A 21,727-nucleotide genomic window follows, 5' to 3' on the forward strand; every position below is an offset into this window, starting at 1 on the left:
GCGGCCCTCACGGCGTCGTCGTGGACACCACGTAGACGAAGGGGCGGGCCGGGTTGGAGCGGTTGACCACGACGTCCAGGGTCGGCAGCGGGTCCTTCTGCTTGTACGTGAGGCCCGAGTAGGGGCCGGGTCCGCCGAACTTCCAGCCGACGACCTTCTGGTCCCGCCCGCTGATGGTTATGTCGTCCTTGACCAGCTTGGACGAGCTGGTGCCCATCTCCTTCAGGAACGTGTCCAGGCCCGCGTTCGACACACTGAAACGCACGTAGAGGCGGCTCGTGTGGATGTTGTTCGTCTCGTAGTACGCGACGCCCTGGGCGGAGGAGAGCGGGATCGGCACCTGGTACAGGCGGCGCTGGACCCTGGACGGCCAGTCGATGGTGAGGCCGGTCGCGGAGTACTTGGCCTCCTTGTCCTTGCCGCTGTTCCGGCTCTGGTTCGCGGAGATCACCAGATAGCCGGCGGGGACGCCGATGAGCAGCACGATCGTGAGCAGCGTCAGCGCGCGGCGGCGTATCACCGAGCGGCGGCTCTCAGGGTGGCGCTGCCCGGCGTCGGGGGACGAGGGCTGGCGTGGCACGGTCATTACTTCGGTCCCTGAGTCTCGCCGGCTTCGCTCGCCGGGCCTTGCGGGCCGGGGCCGAAGCCCTTGCCCTGGTGGTAACGCTCGTAGCGCTCGTACCGTTCCACGCGCCGGCGCTTGGCCCTGCGGAAGCGGCGGGCGACGAGCCGGGCGAGGTCCGCGGCGCCGACCATACCGGCCTCGGGGCCGAGCTGGGCGCGGGCGATACGGGCCTCCGGGCGGTAGCCGCGGCCGGTGAGGTGGCGCTTGAAGGCGTCACGGGCCGGGCCGATCAGCAGGTCGTCGGCCGCGGAGACGCCGCCGCCGATGACGAAGCAGGACGGGTCGAGCGCGGCCGCGAGGTTCGCGATGCCGACGCCGAGCCACTGGCCGATGTCCTGGAGCAGCTCGATGCACATGGCATCGCCCTCGCGGGCCAGCTCGGTGATGAGCGGGCCGGTGATGTCCCGGACGTTGCCGTTGACCCGCTCGATGATGTTGTACGCGACCGGGGAGTCCGCGGCGGCGAGCTCGCGGGCCTCGCGCACGAGCGCGTTGCCGGAGCTGTACTGCTCCCAGCAGCCGCGGTTGCCGCACGGGCAGCGGTGGCCGCCGGGGACGACCTGCATGTGGCCGAACTCGCCGGCCACGCCGTACTTGCCGCGCTTGACCCGGCCGTCCTCCAGGATCGCGCCGCCGATGCCGGTGCCGAGCGTGATCATGACGAGGTGGTCCTCGCCCCGGCCGGCGCCGAACCGCCACTCGGCCCAGGCGGCCGTGTTCGCGTCGTTGTCGACGAGCACGGGGACGGAGAGGCGGCCGGCGAGGCGGTCGCGCAGCGGTTCGTTGCGCCAGGACAGGTGGGGGGCGAAGAGCACGCGGTTGCGGTCCGCGTCGACCCAGCCGGCGGCGCCGATGCCTACGGCGTGCACGTCGTGCCGGTCGGAGAGGTCGAGCACCAGCTCCGTGATCGTGTCCTCGACGACCTTGGGGCTCTTGGACTTGTCCGGCGTCTCGGTGCGCAGGGTCTCCAGGATGTTGCCGTCGGCGTCCACGACGCCTGCCATCACCTTGGTGCCGCCGATGTCGATGCCGACGGTGGGGACGCGGGGGGCCGTCAGGTGTGAGCGGCGCTCTCGCGCGGCTACGGTGGCTCTGGCGGAGCCGCGGTGGGTTAGGTCGCGGTAAGTGGTCATCGCCCCTGATTGTGCCAGTTCGCTTCCGCGGGTTTCGGGTCGTGTGCGGGTTGGTTGTGGCTGGGTGCGCAGTTCCCCGCGCCCCTGTCGGGGGCCTTTGTCTGCGGGCCGTGGGGGCTTGTCGCGCAGTTCCCCGCGCCCCTTAACGGGGCGCCAACCCACGGTTCGAAGACAGGCACCCCTACGACGGCCTGCCCTCCAGTTCGTGGCGCAAGGCGTCGAGTTCTGTGCCTCCTGCCATTTGGCGGGTCAGTTCGTCCAGGGTGATTTCGTCCTGGGTGTAGCTGCCTGACATTGCTCCTCGTTTGAGGAGGACGAAGCGGTTCGCCACCAGGTAGGCGTGGTGGGGGTTGTGGGTGATGAGGACCACTCCGAGGCCCGCGTCACGTGCGGCCGCTACGTACTTGAGGACTACGCCCGACTGCTTGACGCCCAGTGCGGCCGTCGGCTCGTCGAGTACGAGGACCTTGGCGCCGAAGTGGACGGCGCGGGCGATGGCCACGCACTGGCGTTCGCCGCCCGAGAGCGTGCCGATGGGCTGGTCGACGTCGCGCAGGTCGATGCCCATGCGGAGCAGCTCCGCGTGGGTGGTCCGGCGCATGAGGTCGACGTCCATGCGCTTGAAGGGGCCCGAGCCCTTCGTCGGCTCGGAGCCGAGGAAGAAGTTCCGCCAGACCGGCATCAGCGGGACGACGGCGAGGTCCTGGTAGACCGTGGCGATGCCCCGGTCGAGGGCCTCGCGGGGGCTCCCGAGCTTCGTTTCCTCGCCCTCGACACGGAACGTGCCGGAGTCGTGCTGGTGCAGGCCGGCGATGATCTTGATGAGCGTCGACTTGCCCGCGCCGTTGTCACCGAGGACGCAGGAGATCTCCCCCGCGTTCACGACGAGCGAGACGTCCTCCAGGGCGCGGATGTTGCCGTAGTACTTACTGACGCCGTCGAGCTCTACCAGGGGTGTCGTCATTTCGTCGCCTCCGCGCGCTTGCGGACCCATGCGTTGAGGAGGGTCGCGAGGAGCAGCATCGCCCCGAGGAAGAACTTGAACCAGTCCGGGTTCCACTCGGCGAACACGATGCCCTTGCTGGTCATGCCGAAGATCAGGGCGCCGATCGCCGCGCCGACCGCGGAGCCGTAGCCGCCGGTGATCAGGCAGCCGCCGATGACGGCCGCGATGATGTAGATCAGCTCGTTGCCGACGCCCTCGCCGGACTGCACGACGTCGAACGAGAACAGCAGGTGCTGGCCCGAGATCCAGGCGCCGAAGGCGACGCCCATGTAGAGGCCGATCTTCGTCTTGTTGACCGGGACGCCGACCGCGCGGGCCGCGTCCTCGCCGCCGCCGACCGCGTAGATCCAGTTGCCGACGCGGGTGCGCAGCAGGATCCAGGTGGCGACGACGATCAGGACGAGCCACCACAGGATGGTGATCTTGAAGTCGACGCCGCCGATGGTGAGCGTCGAGGCGAAGAGCGCCTTGGCGGAGGAGAAGCCCTCCATGTCGGAGATCGACTTGGTGGAGACGGTGCCGCTGATCAGCTTGGTGAAACCGAGGTTCATGCCGGTCAGCATCAGGAACGTGCCGAGGGTGATGATGAAGCTCGGCGGGTCCGTACGGGTGAGCATGACGCCGTTGAACACGCCGATGGCGAGCGTGACGAGCAGCGAGACGCCGACGCCGACCCAGACGTTCGCCGTCATCTGGTAGCTGAACATCGACGAGACGAGCGCGGACGTCGTGACCATGACGCCCGCGGAGAGGTCGAACTCGCCGCCGATCATCAGCAGGGCCACGGGGACGGCCATGATGCCGATCGTCGACGACGCGTACAGGACCGTGGCGAGGCTTGACGCGCGCAGGAAGCTGTCCGCGAAGATCGCGAAGAAGAGGAAGACGGCGATCGCGCCGACGACCGAGCCGAGCTCGGGCCGGCCCATGAGCTTGCGCAGCGGCGACGTCTTGAGGAGGCGTTCGTCCGTAGCCGGTGGTTGCGGTGCCTCGGGGGCCACGGTGCTCATCGGGTCCCCCGCTTCGTGTACTCGGCGAGCTTGGCGGCCTGGTCCTTGGTGACGATCTGCGGGCCGGTGAGCACGGGCTTGCCGCCGCCGAGCACGTCGGCGTTGTAGCGGTAGAGCCAGAGCAGGTCCACGGCCTCGTACCCCTGGAGGTACGGCTGCTGGTCGACGGCGAAGCCGAGGGTGCCGTCCTCCAGGCCCTGCGCGACCTTCTCGTTCAGGTCGAACGTGTCGATCTCGGCCTTGCTGCCCGCGTCCTGCTTGGCCTTCGCGGCGGTGGCGGCGAACGGGGCGCCGAGCGTGACGACGGAGTCGATGGACTTGTCGGCCTGGAGCTTGGCCTCGATGGAGGACTGGACGTCGGGCATGTTGGTGCCCTCGACGTACAGGTTCTGCATCTGGCCCTTGAAGGTCGACTTGGCGCCGGCGCAGCGCTGCTCGTGGCCGACGTTGCCCTGCTCGTGCAGGACGCACAGGGCCTTCTTGCGGCCGCGCTTGTTCAGCTCTTCGCCGACTGCCTGGCCCGCGACGGTCTCGTCCTGGCCGATGTGCGTGAGCGCGCCGAACTTCTTGGACTCCGCGGAGCCCGAGTTCACGGTGACCACGGGGATGCCGGCCTTCTCGGCGCGGGCGACGGCGGCCTTCATCGCGTCGGGCTTGGCGAGCGTGACGATGATGCCGTCGACCTTCTTGTCCACGGCGGCGTCCACGAGCTGGGCCTGCTGCTGGGCCTCGTCGCTGTGCGAGTAGAGGAAGTTGATGTTGTCCTTGCGGGCGGCCTGCTCGGCGCCGCTCTGGACGATGTCCCAGAAGGTGTCGCCGTCGCCGGAGTGGGTCACCATCGCGACGGTCCAGCGCGGGGTGTCCACCGCCGCCTTGCCCTGGGCGGTGGCCGCCTTCCTGGCGTCCTCCGCCCGTTTGCCGCCGGTGCTGCTGCACCCGGCGAGGGTGAGGCCGACCACTCCTGCGAGGGCGATACTCACCCAGCTCCGAAACCGTGCCACGAGGCGATGCCCCTTTGCTCTGCTGTCTGGAACACCGGCGTCGGCTGACCGGCGCCGGGGGGCACGTCTGGGGCCCCGGACGTTTCAGTATCTCCGACGGGAGTCCTACGGCCTGACGAGGAGCTGGAACTCGAAGGAGTAGCGGGACGCCCGGTAGGTGTGCGACCCGAATTCCACCGCCCGGCCGGTGTCGTCAAAGGTCGTGCGGCGCATCGTCAGGAGCGGGGCGCCCTCCGGCTCGCCCAGCCGCTCCCCCTCCCGTGCCGTGGCGGCGCACGCGCCGACGGACTGGCGCGCGCTGTGCAGGGTTATCCCGGCGCCGCGCATCAGCCGGTACAGACCCGTCGCCTCGAGCCGGTCGGTGTCGAGCGGGAGCAGGCCGACGGGCAGGTGGTTGCAGAGGTACGCGACCGGGTCGCCGTCGGTCAGGCGCAGCCGTTCGATCCGGTGCACCTCGTCGCCCTCCGCCACCCCGAGCGCGGCGGCGACCTCGGCGGGCGCGGGGACGCGCGCGTTGTCCAGGACGCGCGTCCCGGGCTTCTGGCCCGCGGCCTCCAGGTCGTCGTAGAGGCTGCTCAGCTCGACCGGGCGTCTGACCCGGCTGTGGACGATCTGGGTGCCGACGCCTCGGCGGCGGACGAGGAGGCCCTTGTCGACGAGGGACTGGATCGCCTGGCGGACGGTGGGCCGGGACAGGCCGAGCCGGCCGGCGAGCTCGATCTCGTTGCCGAGCAGGCTGCCCGGTACCAGCGCCCCGGACTCGATCGCCGCCTCCAGCTGCTGCGAGAGCTGGAAATAGAGCGGGACGGGGCTGCTCCGGTCGACGCCGAGCCGCAGATACACCGTCGGGTCGACTACTGGTTTGGCCACGCGCCGAGCGTAGTCCCGCTCCATGTTGACGGGAAGTCGTGAAGTTCGGTTGTCCGGACAAATCGTTGACACGGGGTGCCCCGGGCGGCAGGTTGACTCCATGCGCATCGGACTCATCGGAACGGGTCGTATCGGCACGTTTCACGCGGCGGTTCTGGAGCGGCACCGCGAGGTCGGCCAGCTGGTGATGACCGACGCGGACCCGGCGCGGGCCACCGCCCTCGCGGCCCGCATAGGAGCGACCGCGGCGCCCTCCGTGGACGAGATCTTCGCCTGGGGCGTGGACGCGGTGATCATCACGGCGGCGACGTCGGCGCACTCCGAGCTGATCGGGCGGGCGGCGCGGGCCGGGCTCCCGGTGTTCTGCGAGAAGCCGATCGCCCTGGACCTGGCGGGCACGCTGGCCGCGCTCGACGAGGTCGACCGAGCGGGGACCGTGCTCCAGATCGGCTTCCAGCGCCGCTTCGACGCGGGCTACACGGCGGCCCGCGAGGCGGTACGCGCGGGCCGCCTCGGCCGGCTGCACACCGTACGGGCCATCACGGCCGACCCGGCGCCGCCGCCCGCCGCGTACCTCCCGCTGTCGGGCGGGCTCTTCCGGGACTGCCTGGTCCACGACTTCGACATGCTGCGCTGGGTGACCGGGCGCGAGGTGACGGAGGTGTACGCGACCGGGTCCGACGCCGGGCCCGCGATGTTCCGCGAGGTCGGGGACGTCGACACGGCGGCCGCCGTCCTCACGCTTGACGACGGCACGCTGGTCACGGCGACGGCGACGCGCTGCAACGGCGCGGGGTACGACGTGCGGCTGGAGCTCTCGGGCGAGCTGGACACGGTCGTCGTCGGGCTCGACGACCGCACGCCCATCGCGTCGACCGAACCGCAGGGCCCGCCCGCCGCGGACCGGCCCTGGCCCGGCTTCCTGGAACGCTTCGCCCCCGCGTACGAGGCGGAGCTGCGCGCGTTCGTCCATGTGGCGCGCGGCGAGCGGGCCAACCCGTGCGACGGACGCGAGGCGCTGCAGGCCCTGCGGATCGCGGAGGCGTGCGAACTGTCGCGGCGGGAGCGGCGGTTGGTGCGGATGTCGGAGATCGCAGACCGTTGAGCCTCCGTCAGTTCTTCTCCTGAGCCATCGACATGAGCCGGTCGAGGACGGCCGGGTCGGCCTTCACGCCGTCGTGGGCGTGGGTCTCGGAGACCCAGGTGCGCAGGCCGCGTACGAGGCCGGCCGTCTCCAGGGACTGCTCGCGGTCTACGAACATGTCGTCGTGGTAGACGGCCGCGACGACCGGGACCTCGTTGGCGGCGAGCCGGTCCAGGTCGTAGAGCGCGGGCCAGTCGGTGCGGTGGGCGAGGCGTTCGGCGGTGTCCTTGAGGGGGACGAGTGCCGGGTCCTCGTCGAACATCCAGGGGTAGATCATCTCGCCGGTGAAGCGGAGCGGGCCGGTGCCGGCGGCGTCGAACTGCGGGAACTCGTCGCGGATACGGTGCGCCGACCAGTCGGTGGCGCGGCCGCCCTGGGCGTAGATCGGCTCGTGCAGGACGGCGTAGAGGGGGCGCGGGGCGAAGGAGACGGTGGCGTCGATGCCGCGCAGGAACGGGTCGGAGAGGGCGGGGCCGTGCGCGCCGTCGACGAAGGCCGTCTCCAGGAGGTAGTGGAGCGCGTCGAAGCCGGACGACGTGCCGAAGTTGATGCCCATGGTCTGGAAGCGGCGGACGGTGAGGCGTTCGCCGCCGGGGAGCCGGACGTCGTGGTCGGCGAGGTGCGCGGCGACGGCGTCGGCGATGGGCTGGTCGCCGGGATAGCGGGCGAAATAGCGGTCGTTGTGCGCGAGGGTACGGCGGTACGCGGCACGGTAGACGTCGTCCGCGTGGCCGGTGAGGGTGGGCAGGCCGCCGGTGATGAACACCTGGGCGAGGCCCTCGGGCGCGTGGCTGAGGTAGGTGAGGGCGCAGAATCCGCCGAAGCTCTGGCCCAGGACGGTCCAGGGGCGGTCGCCCTGAAGGTGGCGGCGCAGGAGTTCGGCGTCGCGCACGATCGCGTCGGCGCGGAAGTGGGTCAGGTGTTCTGCGGGGTCGCCGGAGGCGGCGAGGGTGGTGCGGTCCGCTGGCGCGGAGCGGCCGGTGCCGCGTTGGTCCAGGAGGACCACGCGGTACTCCTTGAGGGCGCGGCGCAGCCAGGCGCCTGCGGCGTTGGGCCTCTCGGCCTTGCCGCCGGGGCCGCCCTGGAGCCAGAGCAGCCTTGGCAGGTCGTGGTGTTCGTTCTCCTCGGCGATGACCTCGCGGGCGAACAGGGAGATTGTCCGGCCCTCGGGGTGGGTGTGGTCGAGGGGGACGTCGAGGGTGTGGTCGGTGCAGACGAGTCCGCTGTGGCGGTAACTGGTCATGTGGCGGCTCCTGGGGGCGACGGTTCGGCTGCGGGTGGGTGGGGGCTGGTCGCGCAGTTCCCCGCGCCCCTGAAATGCAGGCGCTGCGCGCCGCATTTCCCCGATGAAGGCGCGGCGCAGCCGCAAGCCTTCAGGGGCGCGGGGAACTGCGCGACCGGCCACGACGGCGGGACGGCCGAACAACGACCGCCCCGCGCAGCGGATCAGTACCCGGCCACACCCAACTCACGGCAGATCTCCACCAGTTCAGGGTGCACATAAACCCCGTCCCGCTCAACACACTCCCCGTCGAGGAAGATCGACGGACCCAGCACAGACCCGTCCGTGTGCGCCGCCGCAACCCACGGCTCGCCCCCGATCCACGCACCCTTCGTGCCGATGCCGAGCTCCACGCAGCCGAAGACACGCTCGTCCTCGACGATCCGGCCGGTAGGCGCAAGCACACCCGGGTTGAAGCCGAGCGACCAGTGCGCGATGCGGAACATGTTCGGGTCGCCCCACGACTCCATCCACCGTCGGAAGACGTCGGCGTCCTGGGCGCCCTCGATCTTGGTGACGACACCCTTCTCGACGGTGCAGCGCACCGGGGAGCGCAGCAGGCCGAGCTGGTCCGGCGGCCACAGGGCGCCGTCGAAGACGAGGACACCCTCCTGGGTCTCCTCCAGCGGGTTCCAGGAGATCTGGCCGGAGAGCATGACGGTCTCGCCGGGATTCTCGGCCGGCTTGCCGCGCAGGTTGATGGGGCGGTCGCCGTTGCGGCCGACGATGTCGGTGCCGTTCGCGGACGTGATGCGCACCTCGTCGGCCTGCTCCAGGAGGCGTACGAGGGCCTTGCCGAGGCGGATGACGCCCTCGAAGTCGGGGCGGCCCACGGTCGCCACGAGCATGTGGACGTCCATCGCGGTGAGGTTGGTGTAGCGGCAGCCGTTCGCCATGGCCTTGCGGAAGGCGTCCGAGTGCATGACGTAGGAGACCGCGAACTCGATCCACACGTCGGCGTTGGCGATGGCGCCGGCGACCGGGCGCGGCGGCTCCATCGAGGAGCTGGGCAGCGTCTCGTACCAGACGACGACGGGGTGGGCACCGGCGGCGGCGACGGCCTGCGCGGTCGCCTCGATGACGCGGCGGTCGCTGCTGGTGTCGCCGGTGAGGACGACGTGCTCGCCGGGCTTGACGAGCATGACCTGCTCGATCAACTTGCGGGCGGCGAGGGCGAGTTCGAAGCTCAGGTACTCACCGCGGGGCTCGAGGCGGCTGAACATCTCCATGGGGTGCTTCTCCTTGCACGTGCGGTACTGCGGGAATTGCGGATGGTGTTGAGGGGTGGGGCGGTCAGCCGGCCTTGATGATCTGGGCCGAGTCGCCGAGGGAGCTGCCCGCGATGAGGCCGGCGCCGACGAGGTTGAGCTCCTCGTCCGCGCGGGGGCCGCGGAACCTGCGGTAGACGACGCGCACGGCGAGTGCGGCGAGGACCAGGAAGCAGGCGTTCGGGGTGAGGATCAGGAGGCCGGTCGCGAGCATCACGCCCATCTGCCGGCGGGGGCCGCCGATCAGCTGGATCAGGGCGCCGGGGATGGCCCAGAGGAGCATGGTGCGCAGGACGCCGGGGTCGCCGAGGCCGTGCTTGACCGTGTCCGCGTACACCTTGGCGACGGGCGGGATCAGGCCCTGGCGGAAGTACGACTGCCACAGGACGGCGACCACGATGAGTGCGGCGGCGAAGCCGATGATCGCGGCGCGGAACTGCTCGCGGCGGCCCTCGCGCTCGTACGGGTCCCAGGGCTGGTGGTCTCGGCGCAGGAGCCAGCCGGCCTTGAGGTCGTAGCCCATGTCGGCGAAGGCGGGGCCGGTGGCGGAGACGTAGCCGACGAGGAGGGCGAGCGGCACGGACGGGATGCCGATGAGCAGGCCGAAGACGAGGAAGATCAGGGTGACCGCGAAGGACGGGAACCAGCCGGACTGCATCGCGGCGAGGCCGACGATCAGCTCGTGCACCAGGGCGGCGAACGCGGCGAACAGGATCCAGCCGACGAGGCCGAGCGGGCTCATGTCGCTGACGAGACCGCCCACGACGGCCAGGACGACGGCGCCGCCGGTGAACAGGGCGTACCCGCGGATGAGGGTGCGGCGCAGCGTGGCCTCGTCGACGGTGATCGCGGTGGTGGGGTCGGCGGGTGCGTCGGGCGTCTGCGCAGTGCTCGTCTTGGCGGGGCGGCGGCGGGCGATGAGGCGGATGGCCTGGCCGAGCGCGACGACACCGGCTCCGACCATCACGCCGTGCGGCACGAAGCCCGCGCCGAGGTCCGTGTGGAACAGGGTGGGGCTGAACTCGCGCAGGCCGAGGCCGACGCCGAACATCAGGAGCGCCCAGACGTTGCCGAGGAAGGCGACACCGGCGGCGGACAGCGGCAGGCTCAGCAGGGTGCCCCCGAGTCCGACGAGGGTGCCGGCGCCGAGGATCAGGGCGCGCTTGCCGCCCTTGTCACCGGCCTTGATGGTCTCGGCGGCGGCGGTGCCGGGCGGCCAGGCCGCGTCGGCGGGCAGCAGCCGGGACCCGAACGCGCGGTACAGCACCCAGGTGTCGATCAGCAGGCCGATGAACGAGCCCGCCAGCATCGGCCACACCAGGTCCTTGCGGCCGAAGACGAACGGCACGGCGATGGACGACAGCAACGCGTTCGCGGAGGCGAAGGTGGCGGCGGAGATGGCGCTCTGGGCGAGGTTCTGCCGGTGGACCGAGCGCATCTTGCGCAGTCCCGCGATCGGGATGCGGCCGACCAGCATGGCGATGAGGGCGCCGACCACGGAGGTGTTGGCGGAGATGCCGAGCTTGGCGACGAGGTCGGCGCCGATGAGCGCGCCGACGACGGACAGCGCGGCGAGGACCACGAAGAGGACGGGTTCCCGGACGCGGGGGTGTCCGGATCCGGGGGCGTCCCCGGTGGGCGGTTCGGTGTTGGCGGCGGTGACTGAGGTGTGGTGCGACACGGGACGGACACCCCTTTGCGGGCAGGCAGGACCGAGCGGCGTGCGCGTGGGCGGCACACGGCGCCGGGAGGGGGACGGGGAGGGAGGGCGGTGCGGAGGGTGCGGGACGGGGGCTATGAGGGGTGCGGAGGTACAGGGCGGTACGGCGACGGGGTGCTGAGGGAAGCGGTCCCGTTCCGTGGCCGGTCCGGAGGCGCGGGGCGTCAGAGGCCGAACGCGGCCGTGGCCTCGCGTGCTCCTTCGACGACGAGTTCGGTGATCTGATCGGCGTCGCGCTCGATACGGTGTGAGGGGCCGATGACCGTCAGTGAGGCGGCGATGGTGCCGGCCTGGAAGACGGGGGCCGAGATGGCGGCCACCGCCTCGTCGTACTCGCCCAGGCTGAGGCTGTGGCCCTTGTCCCGCACGTCCTGGTAGACGCGGAGCAGCTCGTCGAAGTCGGTGACGGTGTGGTCGTTGAAGCGCTGGAGCGGGGTCGCTCCGAAGATCTGCCGGATCTCCGCCTCGGGGTAGTGGGCGAAGATCGCGTGCCCGGAGGCCCCGGCGTGGCCGGGGATGAGGGCACCGACGATGGCCGTGTAACGGACGGGACCGGTGCCGTCGACGGCGGCGGCGCAACGGTATCCGCTGCCGTTCGGCACGTTCAGTACGACGCTCTCCCCGGTCTCGCGCAGCAGTCCGGCGAGGATGGGCCGGACCAGCGAGGGAAGGACGCCGCTGTGCTCGCCGACGCGGGCGAGCCGGGAGACGGCGGGACCCAGTCGGTAGCGACGTGTCGTACTGTCGCAGGTGAGGAACGCGCGTGCGGTGAGCGTGGTGAGGACGCGCTGGGCGACGGCCTTGTCCCAGCCGTGTTCCCGCGCGATCTCGCTGACGCCCCACTCGGGGCGCCGCTCGGTGAAGGAGAGCAGGGCGAGCAGGGCGCGATCGGCGCCCTGGAGGACTCCGGGTCCACCGGCCTTCGGGCTCTCTTCGGTCATGGCCCGTTCCTCCTGACGCCTGGTTCTCGCTTCGGTGCGGTGCGCTGAGCGCAACGCCGTTGCGCTCAGCGGCCAAGAACTATGGGCGTGCGACTGGCGGGTGTCAAGGGTTTTTGTGACCTGGATCAAAGGGTTTTTACGACCCGGATCAAACGCGGCACGGAGTGCCTCCGCGCGACGGCTCCGCGGAAACGCTGCTGGTCAGTCGTCCAGTAATCCCGCGTCGTGCGTCAGGAGCGCGATCTGGACGCGGTTGTTCAGGCCGAGCTTGGCGAGGATGCGGGAGACGTGCGCCTTGACGGTGGCGACGCTCATGTACAGCTCGGCGGCGATCTCCGCGTTGGCCGCACCGCGCCCCACGGCGACGGCCACCTCGCGCTCGCGCTCCGCGAGTTCGGCGAGCCGTTCCCGCGCGTGTGCCCGGCGGCTCCGCTGCGGGTCGGGACCGGTGGCCCGCGCGATGAGCTGCCGGGTCACGCTCGGCGACAGGACGGGCGCGCCGGACGCGACGCGGCGGACGGCCTCGACGATCTCGGCGGGCGCGGTGTCCTTGAGAACGAAGCCGGCCGCTCCGGCGCGCAGCGCACGTAGCACCTGCTCGTCGGCGTGGAACGTGGTGAGGACAATGACCTCGGGTGCGCCGGGCCTGGCCCGCAGCGCCTCCGTAGCGGTGAGGCCGTCCACGTCCGGCATCCGGATGTCCATCAGGACGACGTGCGGCCCGGTCTCCGCGACGAGGGCGGGCACCTGCGCACCGTCGGCCGCCTCGCCGACGATCTCGATGTCGACGGCGCCGCCCAGCATGAACGAGAGCCCGGCCCGCACGAGCGGGTCGTCGTCCACGAGGAGCACCCTGATCGGGTCCACCGCCGTCACTCCGTCACGCACTCCGTCACTCACTCCGTCCAGCCTCCCGCCACGGCAGCCACGCCTCCACCGCGAAGCCTCCGTCGTCGCACGTTCCGTGACCGAGACGGCCCCCGGCCAGCGTGGCGCGTTCCCTGAGTCCGATCAGGCCGTGGCCCGAGCCGGGGACGTGCGGGACCTCGTCGGGCGGCGCCGGATTGCGGACCGAGACGGTGACGCCGTCGCCGGGCGCACCGGTGACGAGGACGTCGACGGCGGCGCCGGGCGCGTGTTTACGGGCGTTGGTCAGGCCCTCCTGGACGATGCGGTACGCCGTGCGGCCGACGGAGGCGGGAACCGCTTCGGGGTCGGCGATCCGGTGGTCGAGGACGACCTTCATGCCCGCCTCGCGGGACTCGGCGACGAGCGCGTCGAGCGCCGCGAGGGTCGGCTGAGGGCGGCCCGAGTCCTCGCCGTGGTCGTCCGCGCGCAGGACGCCGATGATCTCGCGCAGGTCCTGGAGCGCGTCGTGCGCGCTCTCGCGGATGACGCCCGCCGCCCGCGCGATCTCCGGGCGCGGTGCGTCGGGCCGGAACTCCAGAGCGCCCGCGTGCACGCTGAGCAGCGTGAGCCGGTGGGCCAGTACGTCGTGCATCTCGCGCGCGATGGCCTCGCGGGCGAGCCGCTGCGCCTGCTCGGCCCGCAGCCCGGCCTCGGTCTCGGCGCGCCGCGCCCGGTCCCGCAGCGAGAGCAGGAGCTGGCGCCGGGAGCGTACGAACATGCCCCAGCCGACGACCGTGACGGTGAGGACGGCCGAGAAGGCGACCGAGACACCGAACGGCGAGTCCGGGTCCGGGCGCAGCCAGAAGAAGACGGGGATCAGCGCGACGGAGACACCGGCGACCCAGGCCACGTACTTGAAGGGGCGGTGCACGGCGAGCGTGAAGAGGGCGACCAGAAAGGCGCCGCCCGCGACGTTCGACACCATGCTGACCGCCGAGAGTGCGACGGCGAGGCCCAGCGGCCACCGTCGCCGGAGCCATACGGAGGCGCAGGCGAGCGCGCCGAGCCACTGGTCGAGGGCGGCGAGTCCGGCCGATGTGTTCGGGTCGTGCGTGACGGACTCGGCGCTGAGGAGTCCAATTCCGACGGCGGCGAGGAAGCAGGCGAAGTCGACGACCCAGTCGCGCAGGGTGCGGCGGCGTCGCCCTGGGCGGCCGTCCGGGTCCAGATCGAGTTCGTCGGCGACGGCCGAGGGCAGCAGCCCGCGCCACCACCCGTACCGCTCCGCCGGCCGACCCGTCCCTGTGCTCGCCTCAGCCTCCATGGTCGACAAATCTACGCACGTAGGAGACCCGCCACCCCTTGATCGCGGTGACCGTGGACGAAAGTCGGGCCGCCGTGGACTTTGGTCGATGCAGCGCGTGGACCGGGGAGCCTTTCGGCGGGAGGGCCTCGCCCCGCGGCCGATGTGGGTGGGGGGTCCGCGGGACGAGGCTCTCACTCATGAAGAAGGTTCTTGAGTTCATCGGCGCGATCGCGCTGATCCAGGGCGTGACCGGCCTGCTGCACGAGTTCACCGGGTGGCTGAGCTGGGGTGTCGTCCAGCACATCGGCTTCCTCGACGGCTACGAGGTGTACGGGAGCATCGCGCTGATCGTGCTCGCGTTCGCCCTGTTCGCCGCGTCGGAGAGCATCGAGAGCTGACGGCGCCCGGCCGCCCGGCGGGCTCAGCAGGTGAAGTCGACGAGGTCGAACGTCGCGTAGTGGTCGCCCGTGTAGTAGTCCTCCTGGGACTTCTCACCGGTGACGATGCGTCGGGCGCCGCGGGTCGGGGAGCCCGGGGTGATGACCGTGTACTCGTGGTAGTAGCCGGTCGACTGCGTCGGCAGGACGCCCTCCCGGTTCTGGAAGACGGTGCCGTCCTGGTCATACGGGTAGGGGCCGCCCTTGTCGATGAGGTCGAGCGTGTCGTGGGCCTGGGACGGCAGCGCCGAGTAACAGATGTCGCCGACGGCGGTCGCGGAGTACGTGACGGGGGCCGGTGCCGCGGTCGCCGGTTCGGCTAGGACGGGGCCGCCGATCAGGAGCGCGGCGGCGAGAGCGGTGAGACAGGCGATTCGTGGGGGGATTCGCATGTCCCCTAGTGTGACGCGCGTAGAGCGGGGCGTGTCAATGTCAAGTCGGCCAAGTTTTACGGAAGTTCACCTATCGGGGGGGGCGTGCTCGGGCTACGGCGGCGGGCGCGAGAGGGGCGGCCGGGTCGGCGGGAACGAGCGGCGTGGCCGGGTCGGCGGGAGCGCGTCGACCCGGCCGGAGTACGCGGAGTGCGGACACCCCCTAGCCCGCGTGCGTCGAGAACAGGCCGCCCGTCGGGCCCTGTTTGTCGCCGCCCTGAGCCTTCTTCAGGGCGTTGGCGAGGCCCTCGATGGTGAGGGACTGGAGGATGACGCGGCCGTCGCCCTCCAGCGTGGCGAGGGAGAGGCCCTCGCCGCCGAAGACGGCGTTCATCATGCCCTGGCGGTTGAGGCCGCCGATGCGCTGGACGCCGTACTGGATGCCTTCCTCGAAGGCGACGATGCAGCCCGTGTCGACCTCGATGCGGCCGCCGAAGTCGGCCGGGTTCAGGTCGATGAAGTTGCCCGCGCCCGCGATGACGACCGTGCCGTGGCCGGTGAACTTCTCCAGGACGAAGCCCTCGCCGCCGCTGAAGCCGGTCCGTCCGCCCTGCCAGGCGATGCCGAAGTTGACCGTGGACTCGGCGGCCACGAACGCGTCCTTCTCGGCGAACCACGCGCGGTTCCCGTCCAGCTCGAGGGCGCGCATCTCGCCGGGCAGGACGCCCGCGAAGCCGACCGTGCCCTCGCCGCCCGTGGACGTGAAGTGCTGGAACGCCAGGGACTCGCCGGCGAGCACGCGCTGGCCGACCTGCATGGCGGTGCCCATGGCCTGCCGGAGCATCCCGCCCATGCCGCCTCCGCCGGCGCCGCCCTGCGGCTGCCCGCCCCCGTTGTTCGACGGGCCCGAGAGCCGCGTCTCCATGGTCACGTTCGCCGTCTTGAACAGGAACTTTCCGGCCTCGCAGTACACGCTCTGGCCGGGCTGGAGGCTGACGACGGCCATCTGCATCGCAGTGCCGACGATGTTTTGTCGAAGTGTCACGAACGAAGAACGTCGCCATCCGGCGAATCGGTTCCCGTGACGTGGTGCGCGCGGAGGCGCACCGGTGCTGTCATGCCGGTGCGCTCCCGCGCGGTCTGTGGAGTTGCCGCCCTCCGGGGAGGGCGGGCGTCTCTACTTGGTGCGCTCGAGCAGCTTGCCCTGCGGGTCGGTGAACTCGCCGCCGGCGACGATGCGCTCGCCGCGCAGCCAGGTGGAGCGGACGACACCGTGCAGCGTCTTGCCCGCGTAGGCGGTGACGCGGTTGCGGTGCTGGAGCTCGGCCGGGTCGACCGTGAAGGTCTCCTCGGGGGCGAGGACCGCGAAGTCGGCGTCGCGGCCGACGGCGATGGCGCCCTTGCGGTCGTCGAGGCCGACGAGCTCCGAGGTGCGCGAGGACATCCAGCGCACGACGTCCTCGAGCGAGTGGCCGCGCTTGCGGGCCTCGGTCCAGATCGCGGAGAGGCTGAGCTGGAGACCGGAGATGCCGCCCCACGCGGTGGCGAAGTCGTTGGTCTTCAGGTCGGCCGTCGACGGCGAGTGGTCGGTGACGACGCAGTCGATCGTGCCGTCGACGAGGGCCTCCCACAGCAGGTCCTGGTTGGCGGCCTCACGGATGGGCGGGCAGCACTTGAACTCGCTGGCGCCGTCCGGGACTTCCTCCGCGGTGAGCGTGAGGTAGTGCGGACACGTCTCGACGGTGAGCTTGACGCCCTCGGCCTTGGCGGCGGCGATCAGCGGCAGCGCGTCGGACGACGACAGGTGCAGGATGTGCACGCGGGCGCCGATCCGCTTGGCCGTGTCGATGAGGCCCTTGATCGCGGTGTCCTCGGAGACGCGGGGGCGCGTGGCGAGGTAGTCGTTGTACTTGGGGCCGCTGTTGTTCGGGGCGACGTCCAGCTCGTGCGGGTCCTCGGCGTGCACGATGAGGAGACCGTCGAACCCGGCGATCTCGGCCATCGAGGTGGCGAGCTGGTCGCCGTTCAGGTGCGGGAACTCGTCCACGCCGGAGGGCGACAGGAAGCACTTGAAGCCGAAGACACCGGCGTCGTGCAGCGGCCGCAGGTCCTTGACGTTGTCCGGGAGCGCGCCGCCCCAGAAGCCGACGTCGATGTGCGCCTTGGCGGCGGCGACTTCCTGCTTGGTGCGCAGGTTGTCGACGGTCGTGGTCGGCGGCAGCGAGTTGAGCGGCATGTCGACGAGCGTGGTGATGCCGCCGGCGGCGGCGGCGCGGGTGGCCGTCCAGAAGCCCTCCCACTCCGTGCGCCCCGGGTCGTTCACGTGGACATGGGTGTCCACGAGTCCGGGCATGAGGACGTCGTCACCGAAGTCCTCCAGCCGGGCACCTTCGGGAAGCTCTGCGTCGTGCGGCAGAACGGCGGCAATCTTTCCGCCGGAGACGGCGACCGACGCGGGTCGCGTGCCTTCGGGGGTGATGACGCGGGTCGAGCGCAGCACCAGTTCGACGTCGGACACCCGAGCGCCCCTTTCAGTCATTTCAACGTTCTGTTGAAGGAGTTTTCACTCAGGTCCAGGGTCCGTCAAGACCCGCCCTACCGGGTACCGCCGTCCTGGACGTTTCCACAAAGTGGAATTAAACTTCCGTAAGCCAGAACGTAGCTACCTACGACGACAGCGTCAAGGGAAGACGGGACCGGTCCGCAGACACCTGGACAAAGGCCACTGACCGGCCGGAACAACCCGGGCGGGCCACAACCCCCTCCTTGACCGCCGGGTAGGCTGCTGCCTCGCCCTTCCGCCCCGAAAGGAACGCGCCCGTGCCGACGTCAAGCGCCAGCACCAAGTCCTCTGGCCCTTCCGCCCCGACCGGCGGAGTCCAGTCCCTCGAGCGCGCCTTCGACCTCCTTGAGCGAATGGCCGACGCCGGGGGCGAGGTGGGTCTCAGCGAGCTGTCCGCGAGCAGCGGCCTGCCCCTGCCGACGATCCACCGTCTCATGCGCACCCTGGTCGCGTGCGGCTATGTGCGCCAGCAGGCCAACCGGCGGTACTCGCTCGGCCCCCGCCTCATCCGCCTCGGCGAGTCCGCCTCACGCCTCCTCGGCACCTGGGCCCGCCCGTACCTGACACGCCTCGTCGAGGTCACCGGCGAGACCGCCAACATGGCGCTCCTCGACGGGGACGAGATCGTCTACGTCGCCCAGGTGCCGTCCAAGCACTCGATGCGCATGTTCACCGAGGTGGGCCGCCGCGTCCTGCCCCACTCCACCGGTGTGGGCAAGGCCCTGCTGGCGTACACCCCGGCCGACGAGGTCCGCGCGCTGCTCGCGCGGACCGGGATGCCGGCCGCCACGGAGAAGACGATCACGACGCCCGAGGGCTTCCTCGACGCGCTGGCCGAGGTGCGCACCGCGGGCTACGCGGTCGACGACAACGAGCAGGAGATCGGTGTGCGCTGCCTCGCCGTCTCCGTGCCGAACTCCCCCACCGCCGCCGCCATCTCGATCTCGGGGCCCGCGGGCCGCGTGACCGAGGCGGAGACGGAGAAGATCGTGCCGCTGCTTCAGCAGGTCGCGGTCGAGCTGTCGGAGGCGCTGTCGAACTCCGGGGTCGGCGCGTAGCTCCCGTCGGGGGACGGGCCGGCCTTCGTGAGCCGCCCGTCCGCCATCTCGCACACCTCGTCGGCCACGGCGAGGTGTGCCCGGTCGTGGGTCACCAGGACCGTCGCGGTGCCGCGCTCCCGCGTGAGCCGGGCCAGCAGATCGACTATGGCCGCGCCGCGTTCGTGGTCGAGCGCGCTGGTCGGCTCGTCCACCAGCAGGACCGACGGCTCGTTCATCAGGGCCCGCGCGATGTTGACGCGCTGCCGCTGACCGCCCGACAGCTGGTGCGGGCGGCGGCGCGCCTGGTCCGTGAGACCGACCGCGGCCAGCAATTCCTCGGCCCGCTCCCGCACGTCACGCGGCTTGCGGCCGTCCAGATGGGCCATGACCTGGAGCTGTTCCAGGGCGGTCAGGGACGGCAGCAGGTTGGGCTGCTGGAAGACGATGCCGAGGCGGCGGCGCCGCAGCTCGGCGCGTTCGGCCCGGCCGATCGACCCCGTCGGCGTACCGCCCACGCTCACCGTGCCGCTGTCCGGGGTGACGAGGGTCGCCGCGACCGCGAGCAGGCTGGACTTGCCCGAGCCCGACGGGCCGACGACCGCGGTGATCTGTCCCGCCGGGACGTGCAGCGTGACGTCGTCGAGCGCCGTCACACGGCCGTCGCCGTCCGGGTAGGTGAGGGTGATGTCGTCGAGCTGCAGGCTCATCGGGCGCTCCCGAGTGCGGTGAGGGGGTCTACGGCGGTGATGCGCCGGATGGACAGGGCGGCGCCGGCCACACCCAGGACGGTCATGACGACGGCCGGGCCGAGCGTGGTGAGCGGCTCCATGACGAACGGCACGCTGTCGGGCACGAACGCCCCGATGAGCGCGGCGATCCCGGTGCCGAGCGCCGTACCGCCGACGAGCATGACCACGGCCTGCCCGAGCGCGTCCTTGAGCAGGTAGGGCGTGGAGGAGCCGAGGGCCTTGAGGACCGCGATGTCGCCGCTGCGCTGGATCGTCCACACGGTGAAGAACGCGCCGATGACCATCGCCGAGATGACGAAGAGGAAGCCCCGCATCAGCTGGAGCGAGCCGTTCTCGGCCTGGTAGGACCCTATGGCTTCGAGCGCCCCGTCCACGGTGCGCGTCTCGGTGCCCGCGGCGCGGTCGGCGGCGCCCAGGTCGGCGCCGCTCCCGGTGCGCAGGGCGATCACGGTGGCCCGCTGCCCGGACCCCTGGCCGCCGGGCGCCACGGTCTGCCAGTCGCCGAGGTCGATCCAGACGACGGGCGTGTGGCTGTACGAGGCGTCGCCCGCGACCGCGCCCACCGTGAACGACGTACCGGACAGGGAGACCTTGTCCCCGGGGCCCGCGCCCAGGTCGGCGGCGGCGCGCTGCGACAGGACGGCCGTGCCGGGCGCCGTCGTGTCAGGGGCGAGGCCCGACTTCGGCCGCACGCCGAACGCGGACACGGCCGCCGTCTGGTGGCCCGCCTCGGCGTTGACGGTGCTGATGCCGATCGGCTCGGCGCTCTTGATCCCCGGCCGGTCGCCGAGGGCGCGCCACTGCTTCTCGGTGACCGACGAGGCCGTGAACGACACGGACTGGCCGGCGGGCGGCTTGGCGAAGGCGAGGTGGTCGGCGGGCAGCCCTGTCAGGGCCGAGGTATTGGCGCGGGCCAGGCCGGCCGTGAGTGCGGACAACAGGCCGACGAGCAGCGTGATCAGCACGATCACGCTGCCCATGAGGGCGAACCGCCCCTTGGCGAACCGGAGATCTCTCCATGCGACGAACATGCTCACCAGCCTGCGGCCGGGCCCCCGCCCCGGGCATCGCGCCACAGCACGTATCACCCGGATCGAAGGAAGGAGCCGGCTTTCAAACTTTCGGTTGACCTGTGTCCGGAATGTTCTGTCTACGCTGGTGACGGTATGGATCCACGTTCTCTGACCCCAGTCCTGCGCGTCCTGCGCCTGTGCCTGCATCTGCTGATGGCCGGGCTGCTCGTGCTGGTCGCCGGGCGGGCACTCGCCGACGGCGTGCCGAACGCGGGCGCCGTCGTCGCGGCGGCCGTGGTGATGGCCGCCGTGTACGGCGCGGGCCCGGCCGTCCCCGCCGTACGCAGCACCCGGTCCGGGGCCGCGCTCTGGCTCGCGGCCCTGTGCGCGGTGTGGCTGGTGCTGCTCGCCCTGTCCCCCGACGCCCTGTGGCTGGCGTTCCCGCTCTACTTCGTCGAGCTGCATCTGCTGCCCGCCCGCTGGGGCGTGCCCGCCGCGGTCGTCACCGCGGGCGCCGCCATCGCCTCGTACGTGCGCCACGGGCAGCCCCTCAGCCCGGGAGCCTTCATAGGGCCGCTGCTCGGCGCGGCCGTCGCGGTGGCGACGGTCCTCGGCTACCAGGCGCTGTACCGCGAGAGCGAGCGACGGCGACGGCTCATCGAGGAGCTGATCGCCACCCGCGCGGAACTCGCCGAGGCGGAGCGCCAAGCCGGCACCCTCGCCGAGCGCGAACGGCTTGCCCGCGAGATCCACGACACGCTCGCCCAGGGCCTGTCCTCGATCCAGCTCCTGCTGCGCGCCGCCCAGCGCGCGCTGCCGCCCGGGGCGCCCGCCGCCCCGCACATCGAACAGGCCCGCGCCGCCGCCCAGGACAACCTGGCCGAGGCCCGCCGTTTCGTACGGGCCCTGTCGCCGCCGGACCTGGAGAGCGGGTCGCTGGCCGCCGCCCTGGAGCGGCTGTGCGCGACGGCCCCCGGGCTCACCGCCCGCTTCACCGAGAGCGGCACCCCGGCCGAACTGCCGACGCCCTACGAGGTCGCGCTGCTGCGGATCGCGCAGTCGGCGCTCGCGAACACCGTGCGGCACGCGGGCGCGCGCCGCGCCGAGATCACGCTGAGCTTCATGGACACGACGGTGGCGCTCGACATCGTGGACGACGGCCACGGCTTCAACCCCGCGTCGGCCACGGTCGGCGACGGCGGTTTCGGGCTGCCCGCGATGCGTTCACGCGCGGAGTCGCTCGGCGGCACGTTCACGGTGGAGTCGGCGCCGGGCCAGGGCACGGCGGTCGCGATCACGCTGCCGCTGCCACTTCCTCAGCCGTTGGGAGACGCGGCATGACGATCAGGCTTCCGCTCGCCGTGGGAGACCCCCTCATGACCATCCGGCGACCGCTCCC

General features: G+C 71.5%; 21 protein-coding genes. 4 read left to right on the forward strand and 17 right to left on the reverse strand.

Going from position 1 to position 21,727, the window contains the following annotated elements:
• Positions 1-7: 7 nt before the first annotated feature.
• The 6 genes from ABZ893_RS04265 to ABZ893_RS04290 form a co-directional block, all read right to left on the reverse strand.
• The gene (locus ABZ893_RS04265; protein ID WP_361396497.1) at positions 8-586 is read right to left on the reverse strand and encodes a sugar kinase; all 579 of its coding nucleotides are present in this window, start codon (positions 584-586) and stop codon (positions 8-10) included.
• On the reverse strand, positions 586-1,758 hold the full coding sequence (locus ABZ893_RS04270) for an ROK family glucokinase (RefSeq protein ID WP_361396501.1): 1,173 nt from the start codon (positions 1,756-1,758) through the stop codon (positions 586-588). The genes ABZ893_RS04265 and ABZ893_RS04270 overlap by 1 nt, the downstream gene beginning before the upstream one ends.
• Before the next feature lie 181 nt (positions 1,759-1,939).
• Positions 1,940-2,752: an ATP-binding cassette domain-containing protein gene (locus ABZ893_RS04275; protein ID WP_361396504.1), complete on the reverse strand. Its 813-nt coding sequence runs from the start codon at positions 2,750-2,752 to the stop codon at positions 1,940-1,942.
• Positions 2,719-3,774, reverse strand: a complete 1,056-nt coding sequence (locus ABZ893_RS04280; protein ID WP_361396506.1) for an ABC transporter permease — start codon at positions 3,772-3,774, stop codon at positions 2,719-2,721. Before ABZ893_RS04280 ends, ABZ893_RS04275 begins: the two co-directional genes overlap by 34 nt.
• On the reverse strand, positions 3,771-4,775 hold the full coding sequence (locus ABZ893_RS04285) for a sugar ABC transporter substrate-binding protein (RefSeq protein WP_361396509.1): 1,005 nt from the start codon (positions 4,773-4,775) through the stop codon (positions 3,771-3,773). The genes ABZ893_RS04280 and ABZ893_RS04285 overlap by 4 nt, the downstream gene beginning before the upstream one ends.
• A 105-nt stretch (positions 4,776-4,880) precedes the next feature.
• Positions 4,881-5,669: a GntR family transcriptional regulator gene (locus ABZ893_RS04290; protein ID WP_361396511.1), complete on the reverse strand. Its 789-nt coding sequence runs from the start codon at positions 5,667-5,669 to the stop codon at positions 4,881-4,883.
• 76 nt (positions 5,670-5,745) lie between these two features.
• Between ABZ893_RS04290 and ABZ893_RS04295 the strand changes: the two genes are divergently transcribed.
• On the forward strand, positions 5,746-6,750 hold the full coding sequence (locus ABZ893_RS04295; protein ID WP_361396515.1) for a Gfo/Idh/MocA family oxidoreductase: 1,005 nt from the start codon (positions 5,746-5,748) through the stop codon (positions 6,748-6,750).
• A gap of 7 nt (positions 6,751-6,757) precedes the next feature.
• Here the strand turns inward: ABZ893_RS04295 and ABZ893_RS04300 are convergent, their stop codons facing one another.
• From ABZ893_RS04300 to ABZ893_RS04325, 6 genes are all read right to left on the reverse strand, one after another.
• The gene (locus ABZ893_RS04300) at positions 6,758-8,032 is read right to left on the reverse strand and encodes an alpha/beta fold hydrolase (RefSeq protein WP_361396518.1); all 1,275 of its coding nucleotides are present in this window, start codon (positions 8,030-8,032) and stop codon (positions 6,758-6,760) included.
• Positions 8,033-8,235: 203 nt separating this feature from the next.
• Positions 8,236-9,300 (reverse strand): hypothetical protein, encoded by a 1,065-nt coding sequence (locus ABZ893_RS04305; RefSeq protein ID WP_361396521.1) that lies wholly within the window; start codon positions 9,298-9,300, stop codon positions 8,236-8,238.
• Positions 9,301-9,364: 64 nt separating this feature from the next.
• Entirely contained in the window at positions 9,365-11,020 is a 1,656-nt protein-coding gene (locus ABZ893_RS04310) for an OPT/YSL family transporter (protein ID WP_361396524.1), read from the reverse strand.
• Positions 11,021-11,223: 203 nt separating this feature from the next.
• Positions 11,224-12,000 (reverse strand): IclR family transcriptional regulator, encoded by a 777-nt coding sequence (locus ABZ893_RS04315; RefSeq protein WP_361396527.1) that lies wholly within the window; start codon positions 11,998-12,000, stop codon positions 11,224-11,226.
• Between the two features lie 201 nt (positions 12,001-12,201).
• Positions 12,202-12,867, reverse strand: coding sequence for a response regulator transcription factor (locus ABZ893_RS04320; RefSeq protein WP_361397682.1), 666 nt, complete (start codon positions 12,865-12,867; stop codon positions 12,202-12,204).
• A 25-nt stretch (positions 12,868-12,892) separates the two neighbouring features.
• Positions 12,893-14,173 carry a histidine kinase gene (locus ABZ893_RS04325; protein WP_361396530.1) on the reverse strand — a complete coding sequence of 427 codons (1,281 nt, stop codon included), beginning with the start codon at positions 14,171-14,173 and terminating at the stop codon, positions 12,893-12,895.
• Between the two features lie 179 nt (positions 14,174-14,352).
• On the opposite strand from ABZ893_RS04325, the gene ABZ893_RS04330 reads away from it, so the two are divergent.
• Positions 14,353-14,553: a hypothetical protein gene (locus ABZ893_RS04330; protein WP_361396532.1), complete on the forward strand. Its 201-nt coding sequence runs from the start codon at positions 14,353-14,355 to the stop codon at positions 14,551-14,553.
• 23 nt (positions 14,554-14,576) lie between these two features.
• Here ABZ893_RS04330 and ABZ893_RS04335 read toward each other — a convergent pair whose 3' ends face one another.
• From ABZ893_RS04335 to allB, 3 genes are all read right to left on the reverse strand, one after another.
• A complete protein-coding gene (locus tag ABZ893_RS04335) occupies positions 14,577-14,984 on the reverse strand; it encodes a ribonuclease domain-containing protein (protein ID WP_361396535.1) in 408 nt (135 codons plus the stop codon).
• 202 nt (positions 14,985-15,186) lie between these two features.
• Positions 15,187-16,008 carry an AIM24 family protein gene (locus ABZ893_RS04340; RefSeq protein ID WP_361396538.1) on the reverse strand — a complete coding sequence of 274 codons (822 nt, stop codon included), beginning with the start codon at positions 16,006-16,008 and terminating at the stop codon, positions 15,187-15,189.
• 132 nt (positions 16,009-16,140) lie between these two features.
• Positions 16,141-17,481 carry an allantoinase AllB gene (gene allB / locus ABZ893_RS04345; RefSeq protein ID WP_361396540.1) on the reverse strand — a complete coding sequence of 447 codons (1,341 nt, stop codon included), beginning with the start codon at positions 17,479-17,481 and terminating at the stop codon, positions 16,141-16,143.
• A 302-nt stretch (positions 17,482-17,783) separates the two neighbouring features.
• Between allB and ABZ893_RS04350 the strand changes: the two genes are divergently transcribed.
• The gene (locus ABZ893_RS04350; RefSeq protein ID WP_361396543.1) at positions 17,784-18,584 is read left to right on the forward strand and encodes an IclR family transcriptional regulator; all 801 of its coding nucleotides are present in this window, start codon (positions 17,784-17,786) and stop codon (positions 18,582-18,584) included.
• Here the strand turns inward: ABZ893_RS04350 and ABZ893_RS04355 are convergent.
• On the reverse strand, positions 18,527-19,273 hold the full coding sequence (locus ABZ893_RS04355) for an ABC transporter ATP-binding protein (RefSeq protein WP_361396545.1): 747 nt from the start codon (positions 19,271-19,273) through the stop codon (positions 18,527-18,529). The two genes, ABZ893_RS04350 and ABZ893_RS04355, sit on opposite strands and share 58 nt — an antisense overlap.
• Positions 19,270-20,346: an ABC transporter permease gene (locus tag ABZ893_RS04360; protein ID WP_361396548.1), complete on the reverse strand. Its 1,077-nt coding sequence runs from the start codon at positions 20,344-20,346 to the stop codon at positions 19,270-19,272. The genes ABZ893_RS04355 and ABZ893_RS04360 overlap by 4 nt, the downstream gene beginning before the upstream one ends.
• 135 nt (positions 20,347-20,481) lie before the next feature.
• Here ABZ893_RS04360 and ABZ893_RS04365 point away from each other — a divergent pair, with 135 nt between their 5' ends.
• The gene (locus ABZ893_RS04365) at positions 20,482-21,669 is read left to right on the forward strand and encodes a sensor histidine kinase (protein WP_361396550.1); all 1,188 of its coding nucleotides are present in this window, start codon (positions 20,482-20,484) and stop codon (positions 21,667-21,669) included.
• Positions 21,670-21,727: the final 58 nt, after the last annotated feature.

Origin of the sequence: Streptomyces sp. NPDC046821, from assembly GCF_040645335.1 — a bacterium.
In the GTDB taxonomy this organism is placed as follows: domain Bacteria; phylum Actinomycetota; class Actinomycetes; order Streptomycetales; family Streptomycetaceae; genus Streptomyces.